Source organism: Flavobacterium sp. NG2 (genome assembly GCF_034119845.1).
Lineage (GTDB): Bacteria > Bacteroidota > Bacteroidia > Flavobacteriales > Flavobacteriaceae > Flavobacterium.
Genome location: NZ_CP139420.1, coordinates 2,113,580 through 2,136,794, shown reverse-complemented (window position 1 = coordinate 2,136,794; position 23,215 = coordinate 2,113,580). Strand labels below are relative to the sequence as shown.

Below are 23,215 nucleotides of genomic sequence, written 5' to 3'. Positions count from 1 at the left end.
TAAACTTAATTAATTCGTGGCTAAAAATTTTATGAACAAAAAAATGCGACAAGAAAAGTATTCCTATCGCATTTCATCTCTAGAAAATGATGTCCAGTAGATACTTATTCTTTATAAAAAATTTATTTTTTTCTAGCCAATACTTTTTGAGTTGCTTTGACAATTGCCTCAGCATTCAATCCGTATTTTGCCATTAATTGCGCAGGAGTACCGCTTTCGCCAAAAGTATCTTTGGTCGCCACATATTCCTGAGGAGTTGGTTCATTCAATGATAATAATCCTGCAATGCTTTCACCTAATCCTCCTAAATAATTATGTTCCTCACAAGTAACAATACAACCTGTTTTAGCCACCGACTTTAAAATTGCATTAGCATCCAACGGTTTAATGGTGTGAATGTTGATTATTTCGGCATCAATACCTAATTTTTCTAGTTCTTCACCTGCTAAAATGGCTTCCCAAACCAAGTGTCCTGTAGCAACAATAGTTACGTCAGCACCTTCGTTAAGCATCACTGCTTTCCCTACTTCAAACACCTGATCTTCGGGTGTAAAAACAGGTACTACAGGACGTCCAAAGCGCAAATAAACAGGTCCTTCATAATCAGCAATAGCGATAGTTGCCGCTTTGGTTTGATTGTAATCACAAGTGTTGATTACCGTCATTCCAGGCAACATTTTCATCAAACCAATATCTTCTAAAATTTGGTGTGTTGCTCCATCTTCACCCAATGTCAATCCTGCATGCGAAGCACAAATCTTAACATTCTTATCAGAATACGCAATCGATTGACGAATTTGATCGTACACTCTACCTGTAGAAAAATTCGCAAAAGTTCCTGTAAATGGAATTTTACCTCCTATTGTCATTCCCGCCGCAATACACATCATATTAGCTTCGGCAATTCCCACTTGAACAAAACGCTCTGGGTTTTCTTCAATAAATTTCTCCATCTTAAGTGAGCCTATAAGGTCAGCACATAAAGCTACCACATTAGGATTTGATCTTCCTAAGGCTGCTAAACCTGCTCCAAAACCTGAACGAGTATCTTTTTCTTCTGTGTATGTGTATTTTTTCATATTCTTTTCTTTTTTAAAGATTTTAGCTCCAGTCAAAAAAACTGAATACTAAAAACTGACCACTGCCAACTTTCTAATAATCGCCTAAAGTTTCTGGATTTTGACTTAATGCATTTGCTAATTGCTCATCATTAGGTGCTTTTCCGTGCCAAGCATGGGTGTACATCATAAAATCAACACCATGTCCCATTACCGTATGAAGCAATACACAAACTGGTTTTCCTTTACCCGTTCTTGCTTTTGCTTCTTTCATTCCTTTAATAACGGCTTCGATAGAATTTCCCTCTTTAATTTCAAGAACATCCCAGTCAAAGGCTTCAAACTTAGCTTTCAAACTTCCCATGTTCAAGACTTTGTCTGTAGGGCCGTCAATTTGTTGTCCATTAAAATCGATGGTGGCAATGTAATTATCAATATTTTTAGCTGAAGCAAACATAATCGCTTCCCAGTTTTGACCTTCTTGCAATTCACCGTCTCCGTGCAAACTGTAGACTAAATGACTATCATTATTCAGTTTTTTAGTCAATGCCGTTCCAATGGCAACCGACATTCCTTGTCCCAAAGAACCTGAAGCAATGCGAACTCCCTCTAACCCTTCATGCGTTGTAGGATGACCTTGTAGTCTAGAATTTAATAAGCGAAAAGAGTTCAACTCTTCAATAGAAAAATATCCTTTTCGTGCCAGAACACTATAAAAAACAGGCGAAATATGACCGTTTGACAAGAAGAAAACATCTTCATTTATCGCATGCATATCAAAACCTTCTTTTAGTTCCATCACTTCATTATAAAGTGCCACCATAAATTCCGTACAGCCCAAAGAACCTCCAGGATGCCCTGAATTTACTTTGTGAACCATTCGCAAAATATCCCTTCTAGTTTGGCTAACAATCTCTTGCAGTTGATTGATTTCCATCCTTAATTTCCTTTTTGATAATCGGCTAAAAACTGTGCTAATCCGCTATCTGTCAATGGGTGTTTCAATAATCCAGTAATAGACGATAATGGTCCTGTCATTACATCTGAACCCAATTTAGCACAATTAACAACGTGCATCGTATTACGAACAGAAGCAGACAATATTTGCGTTTGAAAATCGTAATTATCATATACTTGTCTGATTTCAGCAATCAATCCCATACCATCCGTACAAATATCATCTAATCGTCCAAGGAAAGGAGACACATAAGTTGCCCCTGCTTTTGCCGCCAATAAAGCTTGACCTACTGAAAAAACAAGAGTTACATTGGTTCTAATTCCTTTATCTGAAAAATATTTACAAGCTTTCACTCCATCACTTATCATAGGTAATTTTACCACAATTTGAGGATGTAAAGCTGCCAATTCTTCACCCTCACGCACCATACCTTCAAAATCTGTTGCAATTACTTCGGCAGAGACATCACCATCCACAATATTGCAGATAGCTAAATAATGTTTCAAAATATTATCCTTTCCAGTAATGCCTTCTTTAGCCATTAACGATGGATTGGTTGTTACTCCGTCTAATACCCCTAAAGCTTGTGCTTCTGCTATTTCACTTAAATTTGCTGTATCTATAAAAAATTTCATTTCTTTTTTTTAATTATTTTATTATTTGAGAAGTAGAAACGGAATCGATTTCAGTTTCTTCATTCACTTTTTCACTCCATAAATTATTCATATCTTCCAAAGTCTTTCCTTTGGTCTCTGGAATATATTTCCAAATAAATAGCATCGCTAAAACGCCCATCAAACCGTAAATCCAATACGCAAAACCATGATTGAATTGTGCTAGTAGATAACTATTTTTATCCATCATAGGGAAAGTCCAAGACACCACATAATTAGAAATCCATTGTGCTGCCACGGCAACAGCCAAGGCTTTTCCACGCACATCGTTCGGGAACATCTCAGATAATAATACCCAAGCTACAGGTCCCCAACTCATCGCAAATGCTGCCACATAAACTAACATGCAGATTAAGGCAAACATTCCTAATGAATTTGTAAAAAATGCTGTTCCTAAAGCAAACATCGCTACAGCCATTCCTAAAGCACCAATCATCATTAATGGTTTTCTACCCACACTATCCACCGTTTGAATAGCAATTACCGTAAAAATCAAATTCACACCTCCTACAATGATGGTTTGTAACAAAGCAGTATCGGTTCCTGACCCCATGCTTTTGAAAATTTCGGGAGCATAATACAACACTACATTTATCCCTACAAACTGTTGGAAAACTGAAATTAAAACACCAAATACAATAACAGGAATTCCATATGAAAATAACTTTCCTGAACTTTGAACCACCGTACTTTTTATTTCCTCTAAAATTTTATTAGCCTCAGCTTTTCCATTCACTTTAACTAATACTTCCAATGCTTTTTCAGGTTGTGATTTCAACAACAAAGACCTTGGCGTATCAGGTACAAAAAACAAAAAGAAAAGAAATAAAGCTGCAGGAATAATTTCAGAAGCAAACATCCATCTCCAACCGATTGAATCCAACCAAGTAGAATCCCCTTGTTGAGCGATATAATAGTTCACAAAATAAACCACAAGCATACCAAAAATGATGGCAAATTGATTCATCGAAACCAGTTTTCCTCTGCTTTTGGCTGGGGCTATTTCAGCAATATACAAAGGCGATAACATAGAAGCTAATCCGACTCCAACACCTCCAATGATACGATATACCACAAATACATAGATAAAAGTGTGATCACCTTCACCAATTGGTCTCAATAACATTTCTGGCATAGCTGATCCAATGGCAGATATTAAAAACAAAACTGCTGCTAAAATAAGGCCGTTTTTTCGACCAAATTTTTTGCTAATTAGCCCGCCAAAAACACCTCCAATAATACATCCTATCAAGGCACTAGAGACTAAAAAACCTAATCTTGCATTTGCTTCAAGCTCTCCTAAACCAAAAGGCATTACAAAAAACTTATCCAATGAACTTACCGTCCCGGATATTACTGCTGTATCATAACCAAACAAAAGTCCGCCTAGAGTGGCTACTAATGTTAACTTCCATAAATAATTGGAATTTGCTGTTGTATTCATAATTTTAAAATTTGTGGGTTGGTTAATAATTTTTCATTAAATCTAAATTGTTAGCAATCTTAGTTGAATACATCTAAAGAACTGGTTCTACTTCTTTAAATCCAAAATCCGCATTAGGATATTATTGATTTTTTTTACGGAGATTTTATATTATAAAACAATTAAAAAATCTGTGTAAATCCGTTTCATCTGTGTTATCCGTGTTCCAATGCGTAATCTAGCTTAAACAAGAAAAAGTACCGAGCTGTTATTTCACCATAAAACAAAACATACTCGATACCTTTTCATTTAAAAACAACTAACTAAAACAATTTTTCATCAATGAATATTATATATATTGATTGATAATATTTTCGAACAATTCTTGCTTACCACTTTGTAAAGTAAGCTCGCCGTTCTCTTGTGCAATTTTGTATAAGTCTTCTAAACCTAATTTTCCGTTTTCAAAATCTTTTCCTTTTCCAGAATCAAATGAACTGTATCTTTCTTTTCTTAATTTATCATAAGCTGATGAAGTGATGATTTTGTCTGCAGTCAATAAAGCTCTTGCAAAAGTATCAGCACCACCAATATGTGCTAAGAATACGTCTTCCATATCAGTTGAGTTTCTTCTGATTTTAGCATCAAAATTCACTCCTCCTCCTTGCAATCCACCTGCTTTTAAGAACACCAACATCGCTTCGGTAGTTTCTTGGATGTTATTTGGGAATTGATCCGTATCCCAACCATTTTGATAATCTCCGCGATTTGCATCGATGCTTCCTAACATTCCAGCGTTGGCTGCCACTTCAATTTCATGTTGAAAAGTATGTTGTGCCAAAGTTGCGTGGTTTACTTCGATATTGATTTTGAAATCTTTATCTAAACCATATTGACGTAAGAATCCAATTGCCGTAGCCGAATCAAAATCGTATTGGTGTTTCATTGGTTCCATTGGTTTTGGTTCGATAAAGAAAGTTCCTTTAAATCCTTGCGCTCTAGCATAATCTCTAGCTTTTGTAAGGAATTGAGCCATATGGTCTAGCTCACGCCCCATATCAGTATTCAACAAAGACATATACCCTTCACGTCCTCCCCAGAAAACGTAGTTCTCTCCACCTAAGGCAATAGTAGCATCCAAAGCTACTTTTACTTGACCACCAGCTCTAGCTAATACATTGAAATCTGGATTGGTCGAAGCACCATTCATATAACGTGGATTCGAAAAACAGTTTGAAGTTCCCCAAAGTAATTTTACTCCAGAGGCAGCTTGTTTTTCTTTCAAATATTCGGTGATAGTAACGATTCTTTTTTCTGACTCTGCAAAAGTTGCTCCTTCATTTACCAAATCAAAATCATGGAAACAGTAGTAATCAAATCCCATTTTGGTTACAAATTCAAAAGCTGCATCTGCTTTTTCTTTTGCAGCAGCAATAGCATCTGAAGGTTGGTCCCATGGAAAACTTTGTGTTCCTGGTCCAAATGGGTCTGAACCTTGCCCACAGAAGGTATGCCAATAAGCGATAGCAAATTTAAAATGCTCACGCATGGTTTTTCCAGCTACTACTTGGTCTGGATTATAATATTTGAATGCTAACGGATTGTCAGATTCTTTTCCTTCAAACTTAATATCTCCAATTCCTTTGAAGTATTCTTTATTGCCTAAAATTGCCATTTTTTTATAATTTTTATTTGTTGATTATTAATTCTAATTCTTTTTTCCAATTTTGATATGCCTCATGGTAATTTGATCTATTATCCAAAGGATGATAACTCATCACATAGTCGTTATCGTTAATATTTTTTCCGAATTTTTCAAAATCTCCTTCATGTAATCCTGCTGCACGTGCTGCTCCTATGGCACCAGTAGTTTTGTATATTTGGATTTCGCAATTCATCAAAGTCGCAATGGTATTGGAGAAAATGGCAGATCGAAATAAATTGTCATTTCCTGCACGCATCACCTTAATTTCAATCCCGTCTGATTTCATGATTTCCATGCCATAAATGAATGAAAAAGCGATACCTTCAAGTGCCGCACGACACAAATGCCCTTTTTGATGGTTATTCAAATTAACATTTACCAAGCGTGTCCCAATTTCTTGGTTGTTAAGCATACGCTCAGCACCATTTCCAAAAGGAATGACCACCACTCCATCAGATCCTACTTGAACTTCTTGAGCTAAACTATTCATTTCATCGTAAGAAGAGACCGCTAGATTATTCAACAACCATCGGTACTGAATCCCTGCGCCGTTGATGTTTAACAGCTTACCAATCCTTGGTGCGTTTTTTAAATAATTTACGTGAGCAAAATTGTTTACTCGGGTACTTTCTTTGCTCGACAAACTTTCAGTTACAGCATAAACAACCCCTGAAGTTCCACCAGTTGCTGCTACTTCACCAGGATTAAGTACATTTAATGAAAGAGCATTATTAGGTTGGTCACCTGCTCTATAAAATATAGGTGTACCTACTGCCAATCCGCTTTCTTGTGCTCCTTTTTCGTCTACTCTAGATTGTAACCCAAAAGTATCCACAATATCTGGCACTAACGAAGCGTCAATACCGTAGTAGCTTAACAAGAAATCTGCAACCGTATCTTTTTTGAAATCCCAAAACATTCCTTCAGACAGTCCTGACATCGTTGTATTAATTTCATTTGAAAAACGGAACGCTAAATAATCTCCCGGTAACATAAACTTATGGATACGACTGTAAATTTCGGGTTCATTTTCTTTGACCCACTTTAATTTTGAAGCTGTAAAATTACTTGGTGAGTTTAACAAATGCGTGCTGCATTTTTCCTCCCCAATTCCTTCAAAGGCCTCTCTCCCAATAGCTACCGCACGGCTATCACACCAAATAATCGATTGACGAAGCGTATTTCCTTCTTTGTCAACCAAAACCAAACCATGCATTTGATACGAAATACCAATACCCTTGATTTGATCAGCCGTAATACTGTGTTTCTTTTTTAATTTTGCAATAGCATTACAGCTATGTTGCCACCAATCTTCAGGTTTTTGTTCTGCCCATCCATTTTTTATGGCAAGCATACTCATTTCATTCTCTGGTTCTTGAGCCACATCAATACTTTTTCCCGTTGCCATTTCGACAAGAGCTACTTTTATTGAAGAACTTCCTAGATCAAATCCAATGTAATACATAGTTTATAGTGATTCTCTTATTGTTAATTTTGTTGGAACATACATTTGCATCGGTTTGTTTGATGTTACAAACTCTGCACCTTTGGTTCCTAATTCTTTAAAATCAGTTGATACAACTGTAATTCCTTTATATATAAATTTCTTCATAGGAGTTTCATTATAGGACAAAATACCAACGTCTTTTCCGGGCTCAAAACCCATCTCTTGACATTGCTCTAAAAACTGCCCTAAAACGCGATCACTCACACTGATATAAGCAATATTTTTTTCGACTTTCCAATTCTTTGAATCCGTAACAATTTGATAGTCGAATTCAAAATCTTGACAATACTTTCTAAAGAACTGAATCGATTCAAAAGCATGATGTGTATAATTGGGATATATGAAATGAATAGCTTTATAGTTATTAAACAACTCTTTGGCTTCTACTAGTGAATCGTAAAATGATTTTCCAAAATCTTGAAAAATGTAATTATTATGCAATTGAAAATGAATATTCCAGTCAATTAATAATAATTTATCTGTAGGTAATGTGGATAAAACCTCAGGCACCTCTTTATCATCAAAGGGCATCACCACATATTTATAATATTTGCCCAGACTATTATTGATTATGGTTTTAAAATTATCGGTATTGTAATGATGAAACTGTACGTCTGTAATAAAATTATCTGGCAAATTATTAATAAAGGAGTGATACAAAACTTCTTTATATGCTTTAAAAGTATCAAGAACAAGTAACACTTTACGTGTTTCTCCCACCACATAATACCCTTTTCCTGGCACTGAATCAACTACGCCCTGTTCCTTTAAAATCATATACGCTTTAAAAACAGTGTCTCTTGATAGCTTACTAGATTTACTCACACTATTCACTGATGGTAATTCAGCCCCAACGACTAGCTCTTTTTTAGCAATGGCATTTTTAATGGCATCAACTAATTGCTGGTATTTGGGAACATCAGCTTCTTTCCCCAATTCAAAAACACTAGTATTTTCCATAATATATCATTTTATCTCAAGCATTATTAAAAGTAAGTCTATCTAAAAACTCTAATCAATAATTGATTTAAAAACCAATTAAAAATAAAATTACACATAACAGAAGGCATAACCATCCTGTATTGTCCTGCACAAACACAAAAAACTGTAAAATCATACTGTTCTGTGCTGTCCTGTGCTGCAAATATAAATAAATATTTAAAATGCAAACCAATTATAAACATAAAAAACTGTTTTTATAAATTGTTACAAAAAAACAATCACCAATCAACCCTCTAACAACAAGACCTTTATGGTTCAAAAAACATTTCCCCATCTCTGTATTAATTAATTCAAACGAACAAGAGAACAGCATAACCTTTTCCTTATAAACATGGATTATAATAGATAACTAGTATTACAACCCCGTCTTTACTACCATAAAACAATAACGAACCATTAAAAAAACTGTCAAAATTTCATTTTAAGCCCCTAAAAAAAACGCTTTTTTAAAAAAGTATTAATATATTACTATGCAAAATCATCAAAAGCAGTACACAGCAGGATACAAAGAACAAAACACTAACTTAAATTTGCTTTAAACATTATAATAAAAACTCGTTTTATGGATACAGCAGTAAAAAAATTCAACCACGTTAATTACCTGTGGGATAATGACAAAGCAAATGCTTTAGGAGATGATCAAGTAGCTTTATTTTTATATCGCTCAAACATTTTAGGGGCAGACCTTAGAATCACTAATTATGGTGGTGGAAACACTAGTTGTAAAACTATCGAAAAAGACCCTTTGACCAATGCGGAAGTAGAAGTAATGTGGGTGAAAGGTTCTGGTGGTGATATTGGGACTTTAACTAGAGCTGGTATTGCAGGTTTATATACGGACAGATTACGTGACTTGAAAAAAGTATACGGAGGTCTTGAAGATGAAGACCGTATGGTAGGACTTTTTGATCACTGTATTTATGACTTAGATAGTAAAGCACCTTCTATCGATACACCTTTACACGGTTTATTACCTTTTGCACATATTGATCACTTACACCCTGATGCGTTAATTGCTGTAGCAGCTGCTGCAGATAGCGAAAAAGTAACCAAAGAAATTTGGGGCGACACTATGGGATGGGTGCCATGGCAACGTCCTGGTTTTGACTTAGGTCTTCAACTAGAAAAATGTTTGGCTGATAATCCTGGCATTAGAGGAATCGTTTTAGGTTCTCACGGTTTGTTTACTTGGGGAGATACTTCTTATGAGTGTTATATCAACAGTTTAGAAGTTATCGAAATGGCTTCTGAATATATTGAGAAAAAAATTGCTGAAAAAGGAAGTGTTTTTGGTGGACAAAAAGTACAAAGTTTACCAAAAGAAGAGCGTCTTGAAAAAGCAGCTCAAATCATGCCTTTATTAAGAGGTCTTTGTTCTTCTGAAAAAAGAATGATTGGTCACTTCTCTGATAGTGATGTGGTGATGGAATACATCAACAGTAATGACTTAGAGCGTTTAGCGCCTATGGGGACTTCTTGCCCAGATCACTTCTTGAGAACTAAAATCCAACCTTTAGTATTGACTTTAGATCCAAATGAAGATTTATCTGATTCGAACGCTATTCTTAAAAAATTAGAGCCGGCATTTGAAGCTTACAGACAAGAATATAAAAACTATTACGATACTTGCAAAAAAAGCAATAGCCCAGCGATGCGTGATCCAAACCCTGTGATCATTATTTATCCTGGAGTAGGTATGTTTAGTTTCTCAAAAGACAAACAAACTACTAGAGTTGCAAGCGAATTTTACATCAACGCTATCAACGTAATGCGTGGTGCTGAGGCAATTACAGCCTACACTTCATTACCAAGACAAGAGGCTTTTGATATCGAATATTGGTTGCTAGAAGAAGCTAAATTATCACGTATGCCAAAAGAAGCGGCTTTGTCTCGTAAAGTAGCCTTAGTTACTGGTGCAGGTGGAGGAATTGGTAAAGCGATTGCTGATAAATTAGCAGCAAATGGCGCTAATGTAGTCCTTACTGATATCAACGAAGATGCTCTTATCGAAGCAAATGCTACTTACAAAAGAGACGTTTCAACTTATGCTGTTTGTGATGTAACGAATATTGAATCTATCGCTTCTGCTTACAAAAAAGCCGTTATTGAATTTGGTGGTGTGGACATCATCGTTCACAGTGCTGGATTAGCGATTTCTAAATCTATCGAAGACACAACTGATAAAGACTGGAATATTCTACAAAGTATCCTTGTAAAAGGACAATTTGATTTAGCGAAACAATTTACTGAAATCGTTCGCAAACAAGGTTTGGGTGGTGATTATATTGCTATTGCTAGTAAAAATGGTTTAGTAGCAGGACCAAACAATGTCGCTTACGGAACTGCAAAAGCAGCGCAACAACACATGGTGCGTTTATTAGCAGCTGAATTAGCAAAAGACAAAGTAAGAGTAAATACGGTAAACCCTGACGGTGTTATTGTAGGAAGTAAAATCTGGGAAGGTGCTTGGGCTGAAGGAAGAGCTAAAGCGAACGGAATTACCGTTGAAGAATTACCAGCATTCTACGCTAAAAGAAATTTATTAAACGAAATCATTACTCCAGATGATATTGCTAACGGTGTATTTGCTTTAGTAGGTATCCTTGACAAATCTACTGGTAACATCATCAATGTTGATGGTGGAATGGCCAATGCTTTTGTAAGATAAAAACTTTTAAGGTACTAAGTTCCTAAGGTGCTAAGAGACTAAGATTTTAGTCAATAATATCTTAGAAACTTGGTACCTAATAATTTTGGTTCTAAAGTCGAAATTCTTAAATTATTGTAACTGTTTCAGTTCCTTTCTTTCTTTCGACCTTAGACTTTTCACTTTCGACATATATAAAAATACTATTATGAAAATAACTAAAGACCAAATTCAAGATGCTAACAAAAGTGGTCTTGATTCACATAAAGAAAATTTTGATTTCTTAGCCAATAAATTAACTAAAAACGGTCACAATGTAGAGGCTATCCTTTCTAAATTGGCTGATTTTCAAATTGCTATCCCAAGCTGGGCATTGGGAGCTGGAGGAACACGTTTTGGACGTTTTTCTTTCTACGGAGAACCTTCTACTTTGGAACAAAAAATTGAAGATATTGGATTAATCCACTCTTTAACACAAACTGCTGGTGCGGTTTCATTACACATTCCATGGGATGTACCACAAGATTACAATGCTGTTAAAGAATTGGCACAATCATTAGACATTAAATTTGATGCGGTAAATTCTAACACGTTTCAAGATCAAAAAGATTCTAAATACAGCTACAAATACGGTTCGTTAAGTAATATTGAAAAAGAGGTAAGAGAACAAGCCATCCAACACAATATTGATGTAATCAACATTGGTAACAAATTAGGGTCAAAAGCATTAACAGTTTGGTTAGCGGATGGATCTTGTTTCCCAGGACAAAACAACTTTCAAGCAGCTTTACAAAACACACAAGACAGTTTAAAAGACATCTACAAAGGATTGCCTGAAGACTGGAAAATGTTAATTGAATACAAACCTTATGAGCCTAACTTCTACTCTACTGTAATTCAAGATTGGGGAACTTCGTTTATGTTGGCTAACGAATGTGGTGAAAAAGCTTTATCATTAGTCGATTTAGGACACCATTTACCAAACAGCAATATTGAACAAATCGTTTCCATTTTGATGTTAAAAGGAAAATTAGGAGGTTTCCACTTCAACGATAGTAAATACGGTGATGACGATTTAACCGCTGGAAGTATCAAACCTTATGCTTTATTCTTAATTTTTAACGAATTGGTGTACGGAATGGCTAACAACCCACAAAATCCAGACTTAGCTTGGATGATTGATGCGAGTCATAACGTAAAAGATCCTTTGGAAGATTTAATCCAATCATTGGAGGCTATTCAAGAAGCATTTGCTAAAGCATTATTAGTAGACCAAGCAGCTTTAAAAGCAGCACAACTAGCTCATGATGTAGTAAAATGCCAAGAAATTTTGCAAGGTGCCTACAGAACGGATGTTAGACCATTGCTTGAAAAAGCAAGATTGAACAGAGGTGGTGTCATTAGTCCTATCAATGCTTTCCGTTCTTTAGATGTTAGAAACGGATTAATCAAAGAAAGAGGTCTGCATTCAGTAGCTACTGGTCTATAATATAAAGAGCATGAAACAGAAAGTAACCGCCGTTTTTGATATTGGAAAAACCAATAAAAAATTCTTCCTCTTTGATAAAGACTTCAAGGAAGTGTATCGCGAATACATAAAATTTGATGAAATTCAGGATGAAGATGGCTTTCCTACCGAAGACATCGTAGCTTTACATAAATGGCTCAAAGAATTATTTCATAGAATATTAGAGGCACAGGAATACGATGTAAAAGCCATCAATTTCTCTACCTACGGCGCTAGTTTTGTTCATTTGGATGAAAATGGCGAAATCGTAACGCCTTTATACAATTATACAAAGCCTATGGACGAAGCGTTAATCGCTTCGTTCTATGAAAAATATGGGCCTGAAATTGAATTTTCGGCTAAAACAGGTTCAACTAATTCCGGTATGTTAAATTCAGGCATGCAATTGTATTGGTTAAAACACACCAAACCTGAAGTATTCAAAAAGATAAAATACTCGTTGCACTTGCCACAATATATGAGTTATATCTTTACAGGAATTCCATTGAGCGAGTACACCAGTATTGGATGTCATACCGCACTTTGGGATTATGAAAAGAAAGATTATCACTCTTGGGTGTACGAAGAAGAAATTCACAAAATCCTCCCTCCTATTGTTTCTACCGAGACGAGTATCAATATGAACTACAACGGAAAAAGAATTAAAATTGGAGTAGGAATTCACGATAGTTCTTCGGCTTTATTGCCTTATGTGCGAAGTTCCAAAGAGCCTTTTGTTTTAGTCTCTACTGGAACTTGGAGCGTTTCTCTGAATCCTTTTTCAGATAAAACGTTAACGGTAAAAGACATTCAAGACGACTGTATCAATTATATGCGAATTAACGGTAAACCCGTGAAATCAGCTCGATTGTTATTAGGGAATGAATACACACATCAAGTACATGCCTTAGCAGATCATTTTGGTTTAGCGCATGACTATCATAAAACCGTTTTATTTGACTCTAATTTGTATCATAAAATCAAAAAGGATTTCAAATATTGTTTCAGATGGAATGCTATTGAAGATGCTAACATGCCTGCAAAAACAGAGATTATTTATGATAATTTCAAGGAGGCCTACCATCACTTGATGATTGAATTGGTTCTATTACAAGTACAAAGCATCAAAAGAGCCGCTGGAAACACCAAAATAAAGAAACTCTTTGTCGATGGTGGTTTTAGTGATAATGATGTATTTATCAAACTATTATCTCATTATCTAAGAGATATGGTGCTTCGTTCTACGAATTCTTCGTTAGGCTCAGCCCTTGGAGCAGCTATTTCTATCTCGGACACCAAATTGAACTCTAAGTTTTTGAAAGAAAATTATTCGCTCAAAAAACACGTTCCTTTTATAATCAATTAAAAAAGCTATTATGGCATCACAATTAGACTCTAGATACCCTTCGATAGACGACTTAAGAAAACAAGCGCAAAAAAAGATTCCAAAATTTGCTTTTGAGTATCTTGACGGAGGTTGTAACGAAGATGTTAATTTACATAGAAATACTTCGGAATTAAGAGAAGTACAACTAAAACCAAATTACCTTAGAGACCATCAAGGTTCGAGCATGAAAACCAAATTGTTTGGTATCGAATACGATGCCCCTTTTGGTGTAGCTCCTGTGGGACTCCAAGGATTAATGTGGCCTAATGCTACAGAAATTTTGGCGAAAGCCGCTTTTGAACACAATGTTCCATTTATCTTAAGTACAGTAACCACCAGCAATATCGAACGCGTTAGCGAAATCACAGAAGGTAAAGCATGGTTTCAATTGTATCATCCTGCAAAAGATGAACTAAGAGATGCTTTGATTAATAGAGCCGCAGCAGCCGAATGTCCTGTGTTGGTGATTCTTTGTGACGTTCCTACTTTTGGTTTTAGACCAAGAGATGTGCGTAACGGTTTAGCAATGCCTCCTAAAATGTCGGTTGCCAATATTTTACAGGTAATGGGCAAACCAGAATGGGCAATGCAAACCTTAATTCATGGACAACCTAATTTTGCCAACTTGCTACCTTATATGCCTAAAGGTTTAGATTTAAAACAATTAGGAAAATTCATGAACGATACTTTTTCTGGACGTTTGAACGAGGCTAAAATAAAGCCAATCAGAGACATGTGGAAAGGGAAATTAGTGCTTAAAGGGGTGGCTTCTGAAGAAGATATCGAAGAAGCGATTCGTTTAGGAATTGATGGGATTATCGTTTCCAACCACGGTGGACGTCAATTGGATGCTGGTGAATCAGCTATCAATTCATTAAAACGATTGGTGGCTAAATATGGCGACCAAATCGAAATTATGATGGACAGTGGTGTACGCTCTGGACCAGACGTAGCAAGAGCAATGGCTTGTGGTGCGAAGTTTACCTTTATGGGACGCTCTTTCATGTATGGCGTGGCTGCTCTTGGTAAAAAAGGAGGCGATCACACGATGACATTATTAAAAACCGAATTACAACAGGTAATGGAGCAATTGAATTGTGCCACTGTTGAAGAATTCAAAGATCATTTGATTTAAATATTCTATTTCTAACCATAATTAATTTTAAAAAACCAAAAATATGCAAGCATTATTAGGTCTTATTTTTCATACTATCGGAGGTGTTTCCTCGGGTAGTTTTTACATGCCTTTCAAAAGAGTTAAAGGATGGGCTTGGGAAAGCTACTGGATTATAGGAGGTTTATTCTCTTGGTTGATTGTACCACCACTAGCTGCTTACTTAACAGTTCCTAATTTTATGGGAATTATCAGTGAAACTGTTTTTTCTGTAAAAGCCTTTACATACTCTATGGGAGTAATCTGGGGAATTGGAGGACTAACTTATGGTTTGGGTGTTCGCTATCTAGGAATGTCTTTAGGAAACTCCATCGTACTAGGTTTTTGTTCTGCTTTTGGAGCATTAGTTCCTCCTATTTATTACAACTTTAACCCTACTGAAGGCAAAGTAACTTTATCAGATATGCTCGCCAGTTCTGGTGGACAATTAGTATTATTAGGTGTTGTTGTTTGCCTTTTAGGAATTGCATTCTCTGGTAAAGCAGGAATGATGAAAGAAAAAGATCTATCTGGTGGTGAATTAGACAAACAAGAATTTGATTTGGTGAAGGGTTTGATTATCGCTATTATCTCTGGAATCTTAAGTTCATTCTTCAACTTTGGTATCGAAGCAGGTAAACCGATGGCTGACGAAGCTGTTGTACAAGGTTTCAATCCTTTGTTCCAAAATAATGTTACGTATATAGTCTTGCTTTGGGGGGGACTTACAACCAATTTTATATGGTGTATGTACCTTAATTTCCGTAACAAAACATTTGTTGATTATACCAATGTGCAAACACCTATCGTGAGAAACATTTTGTTATCAGGTCTAGCAGGAACCATGTGGTACTTACAATTTTTCTTTTACGGAATGGGTGAAAGTAAACTAGGCAACGGTGCTAGTTCTTGGATTGCTCACATGGCAACCATCATCTTAACCGCTAACGTTTGGGGATTAATTCTGAAAGAATGGACAGGTGTTTCGTCTAAAACGTTCCGCACCTTTTTATACGGAATTGGTTTGATTCTACTTTCTATCGTTTTAGTAGGTATTGGAAACTCTATCTAAAAAATCGTTTCTATATTAGAAACTAAAATAAATTGTTTTTTGGTTAAGCAACCGCTGTTAATATGGTCCTATTAACAGTGGTTGCTTTTTTTATGTATAAAAACAGTGTCTGCATAATAATAAAACCAATATAAGCCATTTTTAAAGAAGAGATCTATCAAGCACTAACATTTATCTTTTTTCAACCACACTTAATTCATTACAATACAGCTAATGATTTACGATTGTTGAACAACGGTAAACTACAATTTATACCATAAATTTGAGTTCAATTCAATTCCAAATCACTTTTAAATTTGAATTTTCATTATACTTCAGGGCTACTTTTAGCTTGATAATCCAGTAATTAATCTTGAATTAACTGACTAAACAAAAAACAAACTTGACAATAAAAACCTATTTATTCCACTAGATGGGATGATTGAAAAATCATCCCATTTTTTTTATCCGACAGTGTAGTAGATATGGTTGTTTACCTTAAAAACAACTTACACTTATTCAACTCGTACCTAACCGTCATCATTCATAAAACCACATTCCACTCACCAACAAGTACTTACAAAAAAAATAAAAAATTATTTATAAATAATCTAAATAAAAACTTGGAATTCTAGAATTGGATTTTATCTTTGCAGAAAATTATTCTTATTCATTCTAAATAAATAAAACAACATGATTCGTTCAAAATTACTTTTTACATCGCTAACGATTGCTGCACTTTCAATTACATCTTGTACTAATGATGATGATGAGCCAACATTTAACTATACTGTTCCTACTACCTATACTTTCGAAAGAAACAGTTCAACTACAGTTGATTTCTCAGGACAAACAAGCCGTATCTTAATGTTAGACGAAATGGGGAACTACATCAAAAACGCTGGTGTAAATGGAACTGTAGCTAGTAACGTAGTTCTTTCAAATATGTATTCAAATTCAAACAATGCCTTTTCATCAACTGAATTAAATACTTCTGGAAAACAACTTAAAGACAAAACAGCTTCATCAAAAGATTATTTTTCTCTATTCTTAGGAGGAGGAAGCTCAACTGAAAAAACAACAGTTCAAGCATTTTTTGAAACACAATTAACTAATGCAGCTAACGCAAGTGCACTTCCTCAAGTTACTGCTTCTGCAGGTGTTGCTGGTATTTATCTTGATGGTACAACCAAAAGAATAATTGCTGCGAATGGTTTAGAACCACAACAAATTTTACTAAAAGGATTAATGGGAGCTTGTTTTATGGACCAAGTGGTAAATAACTACTTAAGTGTAAACAAACTTGATGAAGCTTCAAACAAAGAAAACAATACTAACAAAGTATTAGAAACTGGAAAAACATACACTGCAATGGAACATACTTGGGATGAAGCTTACGGTTACATCTACGGTGCAGGAGGTGGAAAATACTGGGATAGTTATATTAAACAAGTTAATGCTGATACTGATTTCAACACTGTAACAGCTGATATACAAAATGCTTTTATCAAAGGTAGGGCTGCAATCGTTGCTAATGATTACAATACTAGAAATGCACAAATTGACATCATCAAAGCTAAATTAGCGCTTGTACCAGCTGTACGTGCCGTATACTATTTAAAAGAAGCAAAAGGAAAACTAGGAGAACACAATGGAGCTAAAGCATTCCATGCACTTTCTGAAGCTTATGGCTTTATCATGTCATTAAGATATACAAACAAACCAGGTACTAACGCACCTTATTTCACAAGAGCAGAAGTAGATACCATGCTGAGTACACTAACTGCAGGAACAAACGGATTTTGGGCAGTTGATTACTTGAGTCCAAAACTTGATATATTATCAACTCAGATTGCTGCAAAATTTGGTTTCACTGTAGCAGCAGCTGCAACGGTAAACTAATTCAAAAAATCAAAGCAAGAACAGCGACCTGTTCTTGCTTTTTTTGTACTTTTGCAAAAATTTTAAAGCAGTATAATAAGTCGGTAAATTGAGGTTGACTCTGAAGAAATTCACATTTAACTTGACTTAAAAAAACTAAATTTCAGCACATGAAAAAACTAATTTTCTTATTCAGTCTAATTACATTACTAGCTGCTTGTTCCTCCAATGAAGGAAGTGGAGATAGTGACAACTATGATAGGACAGCACTTTTAACCAATTGGGCTAATAATATAATCGTTCCTAGTTACACTAACTATCAAGCAAAAGTACAAACCTTAGTTACTGATGCTGCAACTTTCAATTCAAACCCAACCGAAGCAAATCTTCAAACGGTTCGTACTTCTTGGCTAGAAGCATACAAAGCATACCAATACGTACAATATTTCAGTTTTGGAAAAGCAGAGGAAATCTATTTTAAAGAGAGAACTAACACCTATCCTACGGATGTAACTGGTATTAATGCAAACATCACTGCAGGTAGCTATAATCTAAGCCTAATTTCTCAAACTAGCAAACAAGGTTTTCCAGCCTTAGATTATGTATTGAATGGATTAGGGACAACTGATACAGAAATTGTTTCTTATTATACGAATACAAATGCAACAAAATACAAACAATATTTGACAGACTTAGTAACAGCATTAAAATCAAATGCAGATACAATCGTTGCTGACTGGAACAGCAGTTACAAAGCATCATATATCGCTAATAATGGTAAATCAATTACAAGCTCTGTAAGTATTACTATTAATAGTTTTATAGAGACTTTTGAAAAAAATACTCGTGCTGGTAAAATTGGAATTCCAGCTGGATTATTTTCTGGAGGAACCGTTCATCCTGAGAAAGTTGAAGGATATTACAAAAAAGACGTATCTAAAATATTATGTGAAGTAGCTGTACATGCTGCCCAAGATTTTTTCAACGGAAAAAGTTTTAATAATTCTAGCGAAGGTGCAAGTCTAAAATCGTATTTGAATTTCTTAAACGTTGTTAGAAACAATCAAAACTTAAGTGATATCATCAATACTCAATTTGAAACTTCATTTACCAAAATAGGTCTTCTGAGTAATAATTTTTCTAATCAAATATCATCTGATAACTCTAAAATGATTACGGCTTACGACTCCTTACAGCAAAATGTTGTCTACTTAAAATTAGACATGATGCAAGCATTGAAAATCACAGTTGACTATGTAGATAATGACGGTGATTAAATCATCAATGATTTTAAAAATTTACACGCTTTAATAGGAACCATTTATGTTTCAAAATTATTTCAAACAATATACATCAGCCGCAACGCTAGCTTTCTTTAGGCTAGCGTTTGGTTTAATGATGTTATTCAGTTTGATCCGTTTTGCTTGTTATGGATGGATTCAAAAACTTTATATTGACCCTAAATTTCATTTTACCTATTACGGTTTTGAATGGGTAAAACCTTTGGGCAATTACACTTATTTACTATTCCTTTTTTGTGGAATTGCAGCACTATTTGTCGCAATTGGATACAAATACAAATGGGCGATTATTAGTTTCTTTCTCAGTTTTACTTATATCGAACTGATGGACAAAACGACCTATTTGAATCATTATTATTTCATCACAATTATTAGTTTTGTTCTTATTTTTTTACCTGCCAATTGCTACTTTTCAATTGATGCCTATAAAAATGAGAAAAAACGTTTTCAAAAAATCCCACGCTGGACGCTTGATATTCTTAAACTACTTCTAGCCATTGTGTACATTTACGCTGGAATAGCCAAACTTAATTCAGATTGGTTACTAGAAGCTATGCCTCTCAAAATTTGGCTTCCTGAAAACAACGAAATTCCAGTATTAAGCAGCTTATTAAATCAAACCTGGGTACACTATGCCTTTAGTTGGTTTGGTGCTATTTACGACCTATTCATCATTTTTTTACTCCTTAACAAAAGAACAAGAGCTTTTGGTTTTTTCCTTGTCGTCGTATTTCATGTTTTGACACGAATTCTGTTCCCAATAGGCGTATTCCCATTTGTAATGATTGTCAGTTCGTTAATCTTTTTTGAAGCCAACTTACACCAAAAAATCTTAAATGGTATTGCCCAACTTTTTTCAAAAGACCTTAGTCTTTTTGAAAATGGAAAAGAAAAAACCCAAAAACTCGACACCATTAATCAATTTAAATTAGGATTTATTGGGCTTTTTATTGTGTTCCAATTGGTTTTTCCATTTAGATATTTATTATATCCCAATGAATTATTTTGGACCGAAGAAGGTTTTCGTTTTTCATGGCGTGTTATGTTGATGGAAAAAGCAGGTTATGCAGAATTCATGGTTACCGACAAAAAGAACAACAAAAACGTAAAAGTAAACAATAGTAAATTCTTAACTCCTTTTCAAGAAAAACAAATGGCATTTCAACCCGATTTTATTCTGGAATTTGCTCATTTTTTAAAAGAACAGTATCAAAAACAAGGTTTTGAAAATCCAGAGGTATATGTTACTAGTTATGTAGCCCTTAATGGACGATTAAGCCAACAATATATAGACCCAAAAATAAATCTAGCTGAAGAAAATGAAAATTTCAAACACAAAACTTGGATTCTCCCTTTTAATGATACCATCAAAGGTTTTTAGTCTGTTCTTTCTTTTATTGATTTCAATAAATGGATTAGCACAACATAAAATATCGGGAATAGTAACCGATGGAAAAGGAAAAAAACTTTCTGCTGTTGAAATTTTCAACAAAACGGCAGGCACTAAAGAATTTTCAAACGCCAATGGTGAATTTTCATTTAGCTTCGAAAAAAACGGTAGTTACGACCTCATCTTTTTCAAAGAAGGCTATAATATTATCGAACAAATTGGCATTACTACTGGTAGTCATCTAACCATAGCTTTGCCAAAAATAAACAAACTAACCGAAGTAATAATTCGAAAACAAAACAACAAACTATTCGCTATTCATAAATTAAAAGACATTGAAGGAACTTCTATTTTTGCGGGTCGTAAAACAGAAGTAGTTGATATCTCTAAATTAACCGCTAACAAAGCGACTAACAACGCTCGTCAAATATTTTCACAAGTTGTAGGACTTACTATTAATGAAAGTTCTGACGGTGGATTGCAATTGAGTATTGGTGGTCGAGGCTTGGACCCAAATAGAACCTCCAACTTCAATACCCGTCAAAACGGTTACGATATTAGCGCCGATGTTTTAGGATATCCTGAGAGTTATTATGCTACTCCTACCGAAGCCTTGGAGGAAATCCAAATTATTCGTGGTGCAGCAGCTTTGCAATATGGTACTCAATTTGGTGGTTTGGTTAATTTCAATATCAAAAAACCGTCTGAAAAACCTATTGAACTAACGACTCGTAATACAATAGGCTCGTTTGGCCTTTATACAAATTTCACCTCTTTGAGTGGAACCAATAAAAAATTCAGCTACTATACTTTTTTCAATTACAAAAAAGGAGATGGTTTTAGACCCAACTCTGACTTTGATAGTAAAAACTATTTTGCCAATTTGAATTACCAATTCAACGACAATACATCACTACATTTAGATTACACCCACTTTAACTATCTAGCGCAACAAGCTGGTGGATTAACCGATGTAATGTTTAAAGAAGACCCAACCCAAAGCAATCGAACTCGTAACTGGTTTGCTGTAGATTGGAATTTATTTGCATTGAATTTCAAACATCATTTTGACCACAACGCCGATTTCTCGTTACAATTATTTGGTTTAGACGCTAGTCGAAAAGCACTTGGATACCGTTCAAATCGTGTTTCAAATCCAGATACCGAAGGTACTGTAAGAGATTTAATCAAAGGGGATTTTATTAACTGGGGAGCTGAAGCGCGTTATTTAAAACGCTATAAAATTAAAGAACACACCAGCGCATTTTTAATTGGAACAAAATATTACCAATCTAGAAACACAGGGCTTCAAGGTCCTGGAAGTTCTGGAAGTGATGCTAATTTTAATTTGGCTACCAATGAATTCCCATATTATCAAAGTCAGTCAAATTATACTTATCCAAATTTGAATATCGCTGTTTTTGGAGAAAACATTTTCAAAGTCAATTCTAATTTATCGGTTACGCCTGGATTTAGATTTGAAAAAATCAGAACACAATCTGAAGGTTATTACCGAAGAATTAACCAAGATTTGGCTGGAAACATCATATTGGACGACACTACAGAAGAGAACATCATTAAAGACCGAAACTTCATTTTGTTGGGTGTTGGTTTAAGTTACAAACCAGAGAACAAAATAGAATTATATGGTAATGTTTCACAAAACTACCGTTCCGTTACCTTTAATGATATCCGAACTGCTAGTCCAAGCCAAGCTATTGACCCGAATATTACTGATGAAAAAGGATATACCTCAGACATTGGAATACGTGGACAAATAAGCGATATATTGACTTTTGATACCAGTGTTTACGGTTTGTATTACAATGATAAAATAGCCGAATATTTGAGTACAAATCCTAATGGTTCTGGAGCTTTAGTTCGTTATCGTTCCAATGTAGGAACGGCTTTGACATACGGAATTGAAACCATGTTTGACTGGAGTTTGAGCAAAACTTGGTTTCATGATAATGACCATTTCATTTGGAATGCTTTTTCGAATATAGCCGTTACAGACTCACAATACCTAAAATCAGATGCTCCTAATATTGAAAGTAATAAAGTCGAATTTGTACCTCTTTTAAATATCAAAACTGGAACTAGTTTGGGGTATAAAAACTTTTTATCAAGCATTCAATTCTCTTATGTGTCCTCGCAATATACCGATGCAAACAACACCAAAACGGATGTCAACGATAACACTTATGGAATTTTTGGTGAAATTCCGGCGTATTATGTTGCTGACTTCTCAACTTCCTATAAATGGAACCATTTCAAGCTAGAAGCTGGAATAACTAATTTAACAAACAACAGTTATTTTACTCGTAGAGCTACAGGATATCCGGGACCTGGTATCATACCTTCGGATAGTAGAACCTTCTATACTACGCTGGAATTTACGTTCTAAGATTGAATTTTTACAAAATGAAATCCTTTAAAAATTAAGACTAATAGTTCTTTATTTTTAAAGGATTTTTTTTCAACCCAAAATCCGAATTAGGATTTTATTAATTTTTTTGATGCATATTTCCACCGATTTTATGTTATAAAAAATCTGTATAACCCCGTTTC

Annotated in this window: 16 protein-coding genes; 9 read left to right on the top strand and 7 right to left on the bottom strand. The window is 34.9% G+C overall.

Going from position 1 to position 23,215, the window contains the following annotated elements; all coding sequences use genetic code 11:
- Nucleotides 1–122 precede the first annotated feature (122 nt).
- The 7 genes from SLW70_RS09010 to SLW70_RS08980 all read right to left on the bottom strand — a co-directional run bounded on the left by SLW70_RS09010 (nt 123) and on the right by SLW70_RS08980 (nt 8,285).
- The gene (locus SLW70_RS09010; RefSeq protein ID WP_320887977.1) at nt 123–1,079 is read right to left on the bottom strand and encodes a transketolase family protein; all 957 of its coding nucleotides are present in this window, start codon (nt 1,077–1,079) and stop codon (nt 123–125) included.
- 73 nt (nt 1,080–1,152) lie between these two features.
- Nucleotides 1,153–1,995 (bottom strand): transketolase, encoded by an 843-nt coding sequence (locus SLW70_RS09005; protein WP_320887976.1) that lies wholly within the window; start codon nt 1,993–1,995, stop codon nt 1,153–1,155.
- A 2-nt stretch (nt 1,996–1,997) separates the two neighbouring features.
- Nucleotides 1,998–2,651 (bottom strand): fructose-6-phosphate aldolase, encoded by a 654-nt coding sequence (gene fsa / locus SLW70_RS09000; RefSeq protein ID WP_320887974.1) that lies wholly within the window; start codon nt 2,649–2,651, stop codon nt 1,998–2,000.
- 13 nt (nt 2,652–2,664) lie between these two features.
- On the bottom strand, nt 2,665–4,134 hold the full coding sequence (gene xylE / locus SLW70_RS08995) for a D-xylose transporter XylE (protein ID WP_320887973.1): 1,470 nt from the start codon (nt 4,132–4,134) through the stop codon (nt 2,665–2,667).
- A gap of 328 nt (nt 4,135–4,462) precedes the next feature.
- A complete protein-coding gene (gene xylA / locus SLW70_RS08990) occupies nt 4,463–5,788 on the bottom strand; it encodes a xylose isomerase (RefSeq protein ID WP_320887972.1) in 1,326 nt (441 codons plus the stop codon).
- A gap of 13 nt (nt 5,789–5,801) precedes the next feature.
- Nucleotides 5,802–7,283 (bottom strand): xylulokinase, encoded by a 1,482-nt coding sequence (locus tag SLW70_RS08985; protein ID WP_320887971.1) that lies wholly within the window; start codon nt 7,281–7,283, stop codon nt 5,802–5,804.
- 3 nt (nt 7,284–7,286) lie between these two features.
- Nucleotides 7,287–8,285, bottom strand: a complete 999-nt coding sequence (locus SLW70_RS08980) for a GntR family transcriptional regulator (protein WP_320887970.1) — start codon at nt 8,283–8,285, stop codon at nt 7,287–7,289.
- 604 nt (nt 8,286–8,889) lie between these two features.
- Here SLW70_RS08980 and SLW70_RS08975 point away from each other — a divergent pair.
- From SLW70_RS08975 to SLW70_RS08935, 9 genes are all read left to right on the top strand, one after another.
- Nucleotides 8,890–10,995, top strand: coding sequence for a bifunctional aldolase/short-chain dehydrogenase (locus SLW70_RS08975; protein ID WP_320887968.1), 2,106 nt, complete (start codon nt 8,890–8,892; stop codon nt 10,993–10,995).
- 187 nt (nt 10,996–11,182) lie between these two features.
- On the top strand, nt 11,183–12,463 hold the full coding sequence (locus SLW70_RS08970) for a sugar isomerase (RefSeq protein ID WP_320887966.1): 1,281 nt from the start codon (nt 11,183–11,185) through the stop codon (nt 12,461–12,463).
- Nucleotides 12,464–12,473: 10 nt separating this feature from the next.
- Nucleotides 12,474–13,847, top strand: coding sequence for an FGGY-family carbohydrate kinase (locus SLW70_RS08965; RefSeq protein ID WP_320887965.1), 1,374 nt, complete (start codon nt 12,474–12,476; stop codon nt 13,845–13,847).
- A gap of 10 nt (nt 13,848–13,857) precedes the next feature.
- Complete coding sequence (locus SLW70_RS08960; protein ID WP_220761311.1) at nt 13,858–15,003, top strand: alpha-hydroxy acid oxidase; 1,146 nt, start codon at nt 13,858–13,860, stop codon at nt 15,001–15,003.
- A 43-nt stretch (nt 15,004–15,046) separates the two neighbouring features.
- Nucleotides 15,047–16,093: an L-rhamnose/proton symporter RhaT gene (rhaT, locus tag SLW70_RS08955; protein ID WP_320887963.1), complete on the top strand. Its 1,047-nt coding sequence runs from the start codon at nt 15,047–15,049 to the stop codon at nt 16,091–16,093.
- 672 nt (nt 16,094–16,765) lie between these two features.
- Nucleotides 16,766–17,974 (top strand): DUF4856 domain-containing protein, encoded by a 1,209-nt coding sequence (locus SLW70_RS08950; RefSeq protein ID WP_320887962.1) that lies wholly within the window; start codon nt 16,766–16,768, stop codon nt 17,972–17,974.
- A gap of 149 nt (nt 17,975–18,123) precedes the next feature.
- Nucleotides 18,124–19,230 carry an imelysin family protein gene (locus tag SLW70_RS08945; protein WP_320887961.1) on the top strand — a complete coding sequence of 369 codons (1,107 nt, stop codon included), beginning with the start codon at nt 18,124–18,126 and terminating at the stop codon, nt 19,228–19,230.
- 46 nt (nt 19,231–19,276) lie between these two features.
- A complete protein-coding gene (locus tag SLW70_RS08940; RefSeq protein ID WP_320887960.1) occupies nt 19,277–20,635 on the top strand; it encodes an HTTM domain-containing protein in 1,359 nt (452 codons plus the stop codon).
- A complete protein-coding gene (locus tag SLW70_RS08935) occupies nt 20,574–23,051 on the top strand; it encodes a TonB-dependent receptor domain-containing protein (protein ID WP_414458221.1) in 2,478 nt (825 codons plus the stop codon). The genes SLW70_RS08940 and SLW70_RS08935 overlap by 62 nt, the downstream gene beginning before the upstream one ends.
- Nucleotides 23,052–23,215 lie beyond the last annotated feature (164 nt).

Excerpts from the sequence above, each read along its gene's own strand:
- SLW70_RS09010 (WP_320887977.1), bottom strand. The coding sequence starts at position 1,079 with ATGAAAAAATACACATACACAGAAGAAAAAGATACTCGTTCAGGTTTT.
- SLW70_RS09005 (WP_320887976.1), bottom strand. The coding sequence starts at position 1,995 with ATGGAAATCAATCAACTGCAAGAGATTGTTAGCCAAACTAGAAGGGAT.
- fsa (WP_320887974.1), bottom strand. The coding sequence starts at position 2,651 with ATGAAATTTTTTATAGATACAGCAAATTTAAGTGAAATAGCAGAAGCA.
- xylE (WP_320887973.1), bottom strand. The coding sequence starts at position 4,134 with ATGAATACAACAGCAAATTCCAATTATTTATGGAAGTTAACATTAGTA.
- xylA (WP_320887972.1), bottom strand. The coding sequence starts at position 5,788 with ATGGCAATTTTAGGCAATAAAGAATACTTCAAAGGAATTGGAGATATT.
- SLW70_RS08985 (WP_320887971.1), bottom strand. The coding sequence starts at position 7,283 with ATGTATTACATTGGATTTGATCTAGGAAGTTCTTCAATAAAAGTAGCT.
- SLW70_RS08980 (WP_320887970.1), bottom strand. The coding sequence starts at position 8,285 with ATGGAAAATACTAGTGTTTTTGAATTGGGGAAAGAAGCTGATGTTCCC.
- SLW70_RS08975 (WP_320887968.1), top strand. The coding sequence starts at position 8,890 with ATGGATACAGCAGTAAAAAAATTCAACCACGTTAATTACCTGTGGGAT.
- SLW70_RS08970 (WP_320887966.1), top strand. The coding sequence starts at position 11,183 with ATGAAAATAACTAAAGACCAAATTCAAGATGCTAACAAAAGTGGTCTT.
- SLW70_RS08965 (WP_320887965.1), top strand. The coding sequence starts at position 12,474 with ATGAAACAGAAAGTAACCGCCGTTTTTGATATTGGAAAAACCAATAAA.
- SLW70_RS08960 (WP_220761311.1), top strand. The coding sequence starts at position 13,858 with ATGGCATCACAATTAGACTCTAGATACCCTTCGATAGACGACTTAAGA.
- rhaT (WP_320887963.1), top strand. The coding sequence starts at position 15,047 with ATGCAAGCATTATTAGGTCTTATTTTTCATACTATCGGAGGTGTTTCC.
- SLW70_RS08950 (WP_320887962.1), top strand. The coding sequence starts at position 16,766 with ATGATTCGTTCAAAATTACTTTTTACATCGCTAACGATTGCTGCACTT.
- SLW70_RS08945 (WP_320887961.1), top strand. The coding sequence starts at position 18,124 with ATGAAAAAACTAATTTTCTTATTCAGTCTAATTACATTACTAGCTGCT.
- SLW70_RS08940 (WP_320887960.1), top strand. The coding sequence starts at position 19,277 with ATGTTTCAAAATTATTTCAAACAATATACATCAGCCGCAACGCTAGCT.
- SLW70_RS08935 (WP_414458221.1), top strand. The coding sequence starts at position 20,574 with ATGAAAATTTCAAACACAAAACTTGGATTCTCCCTTTTAATGATACCA.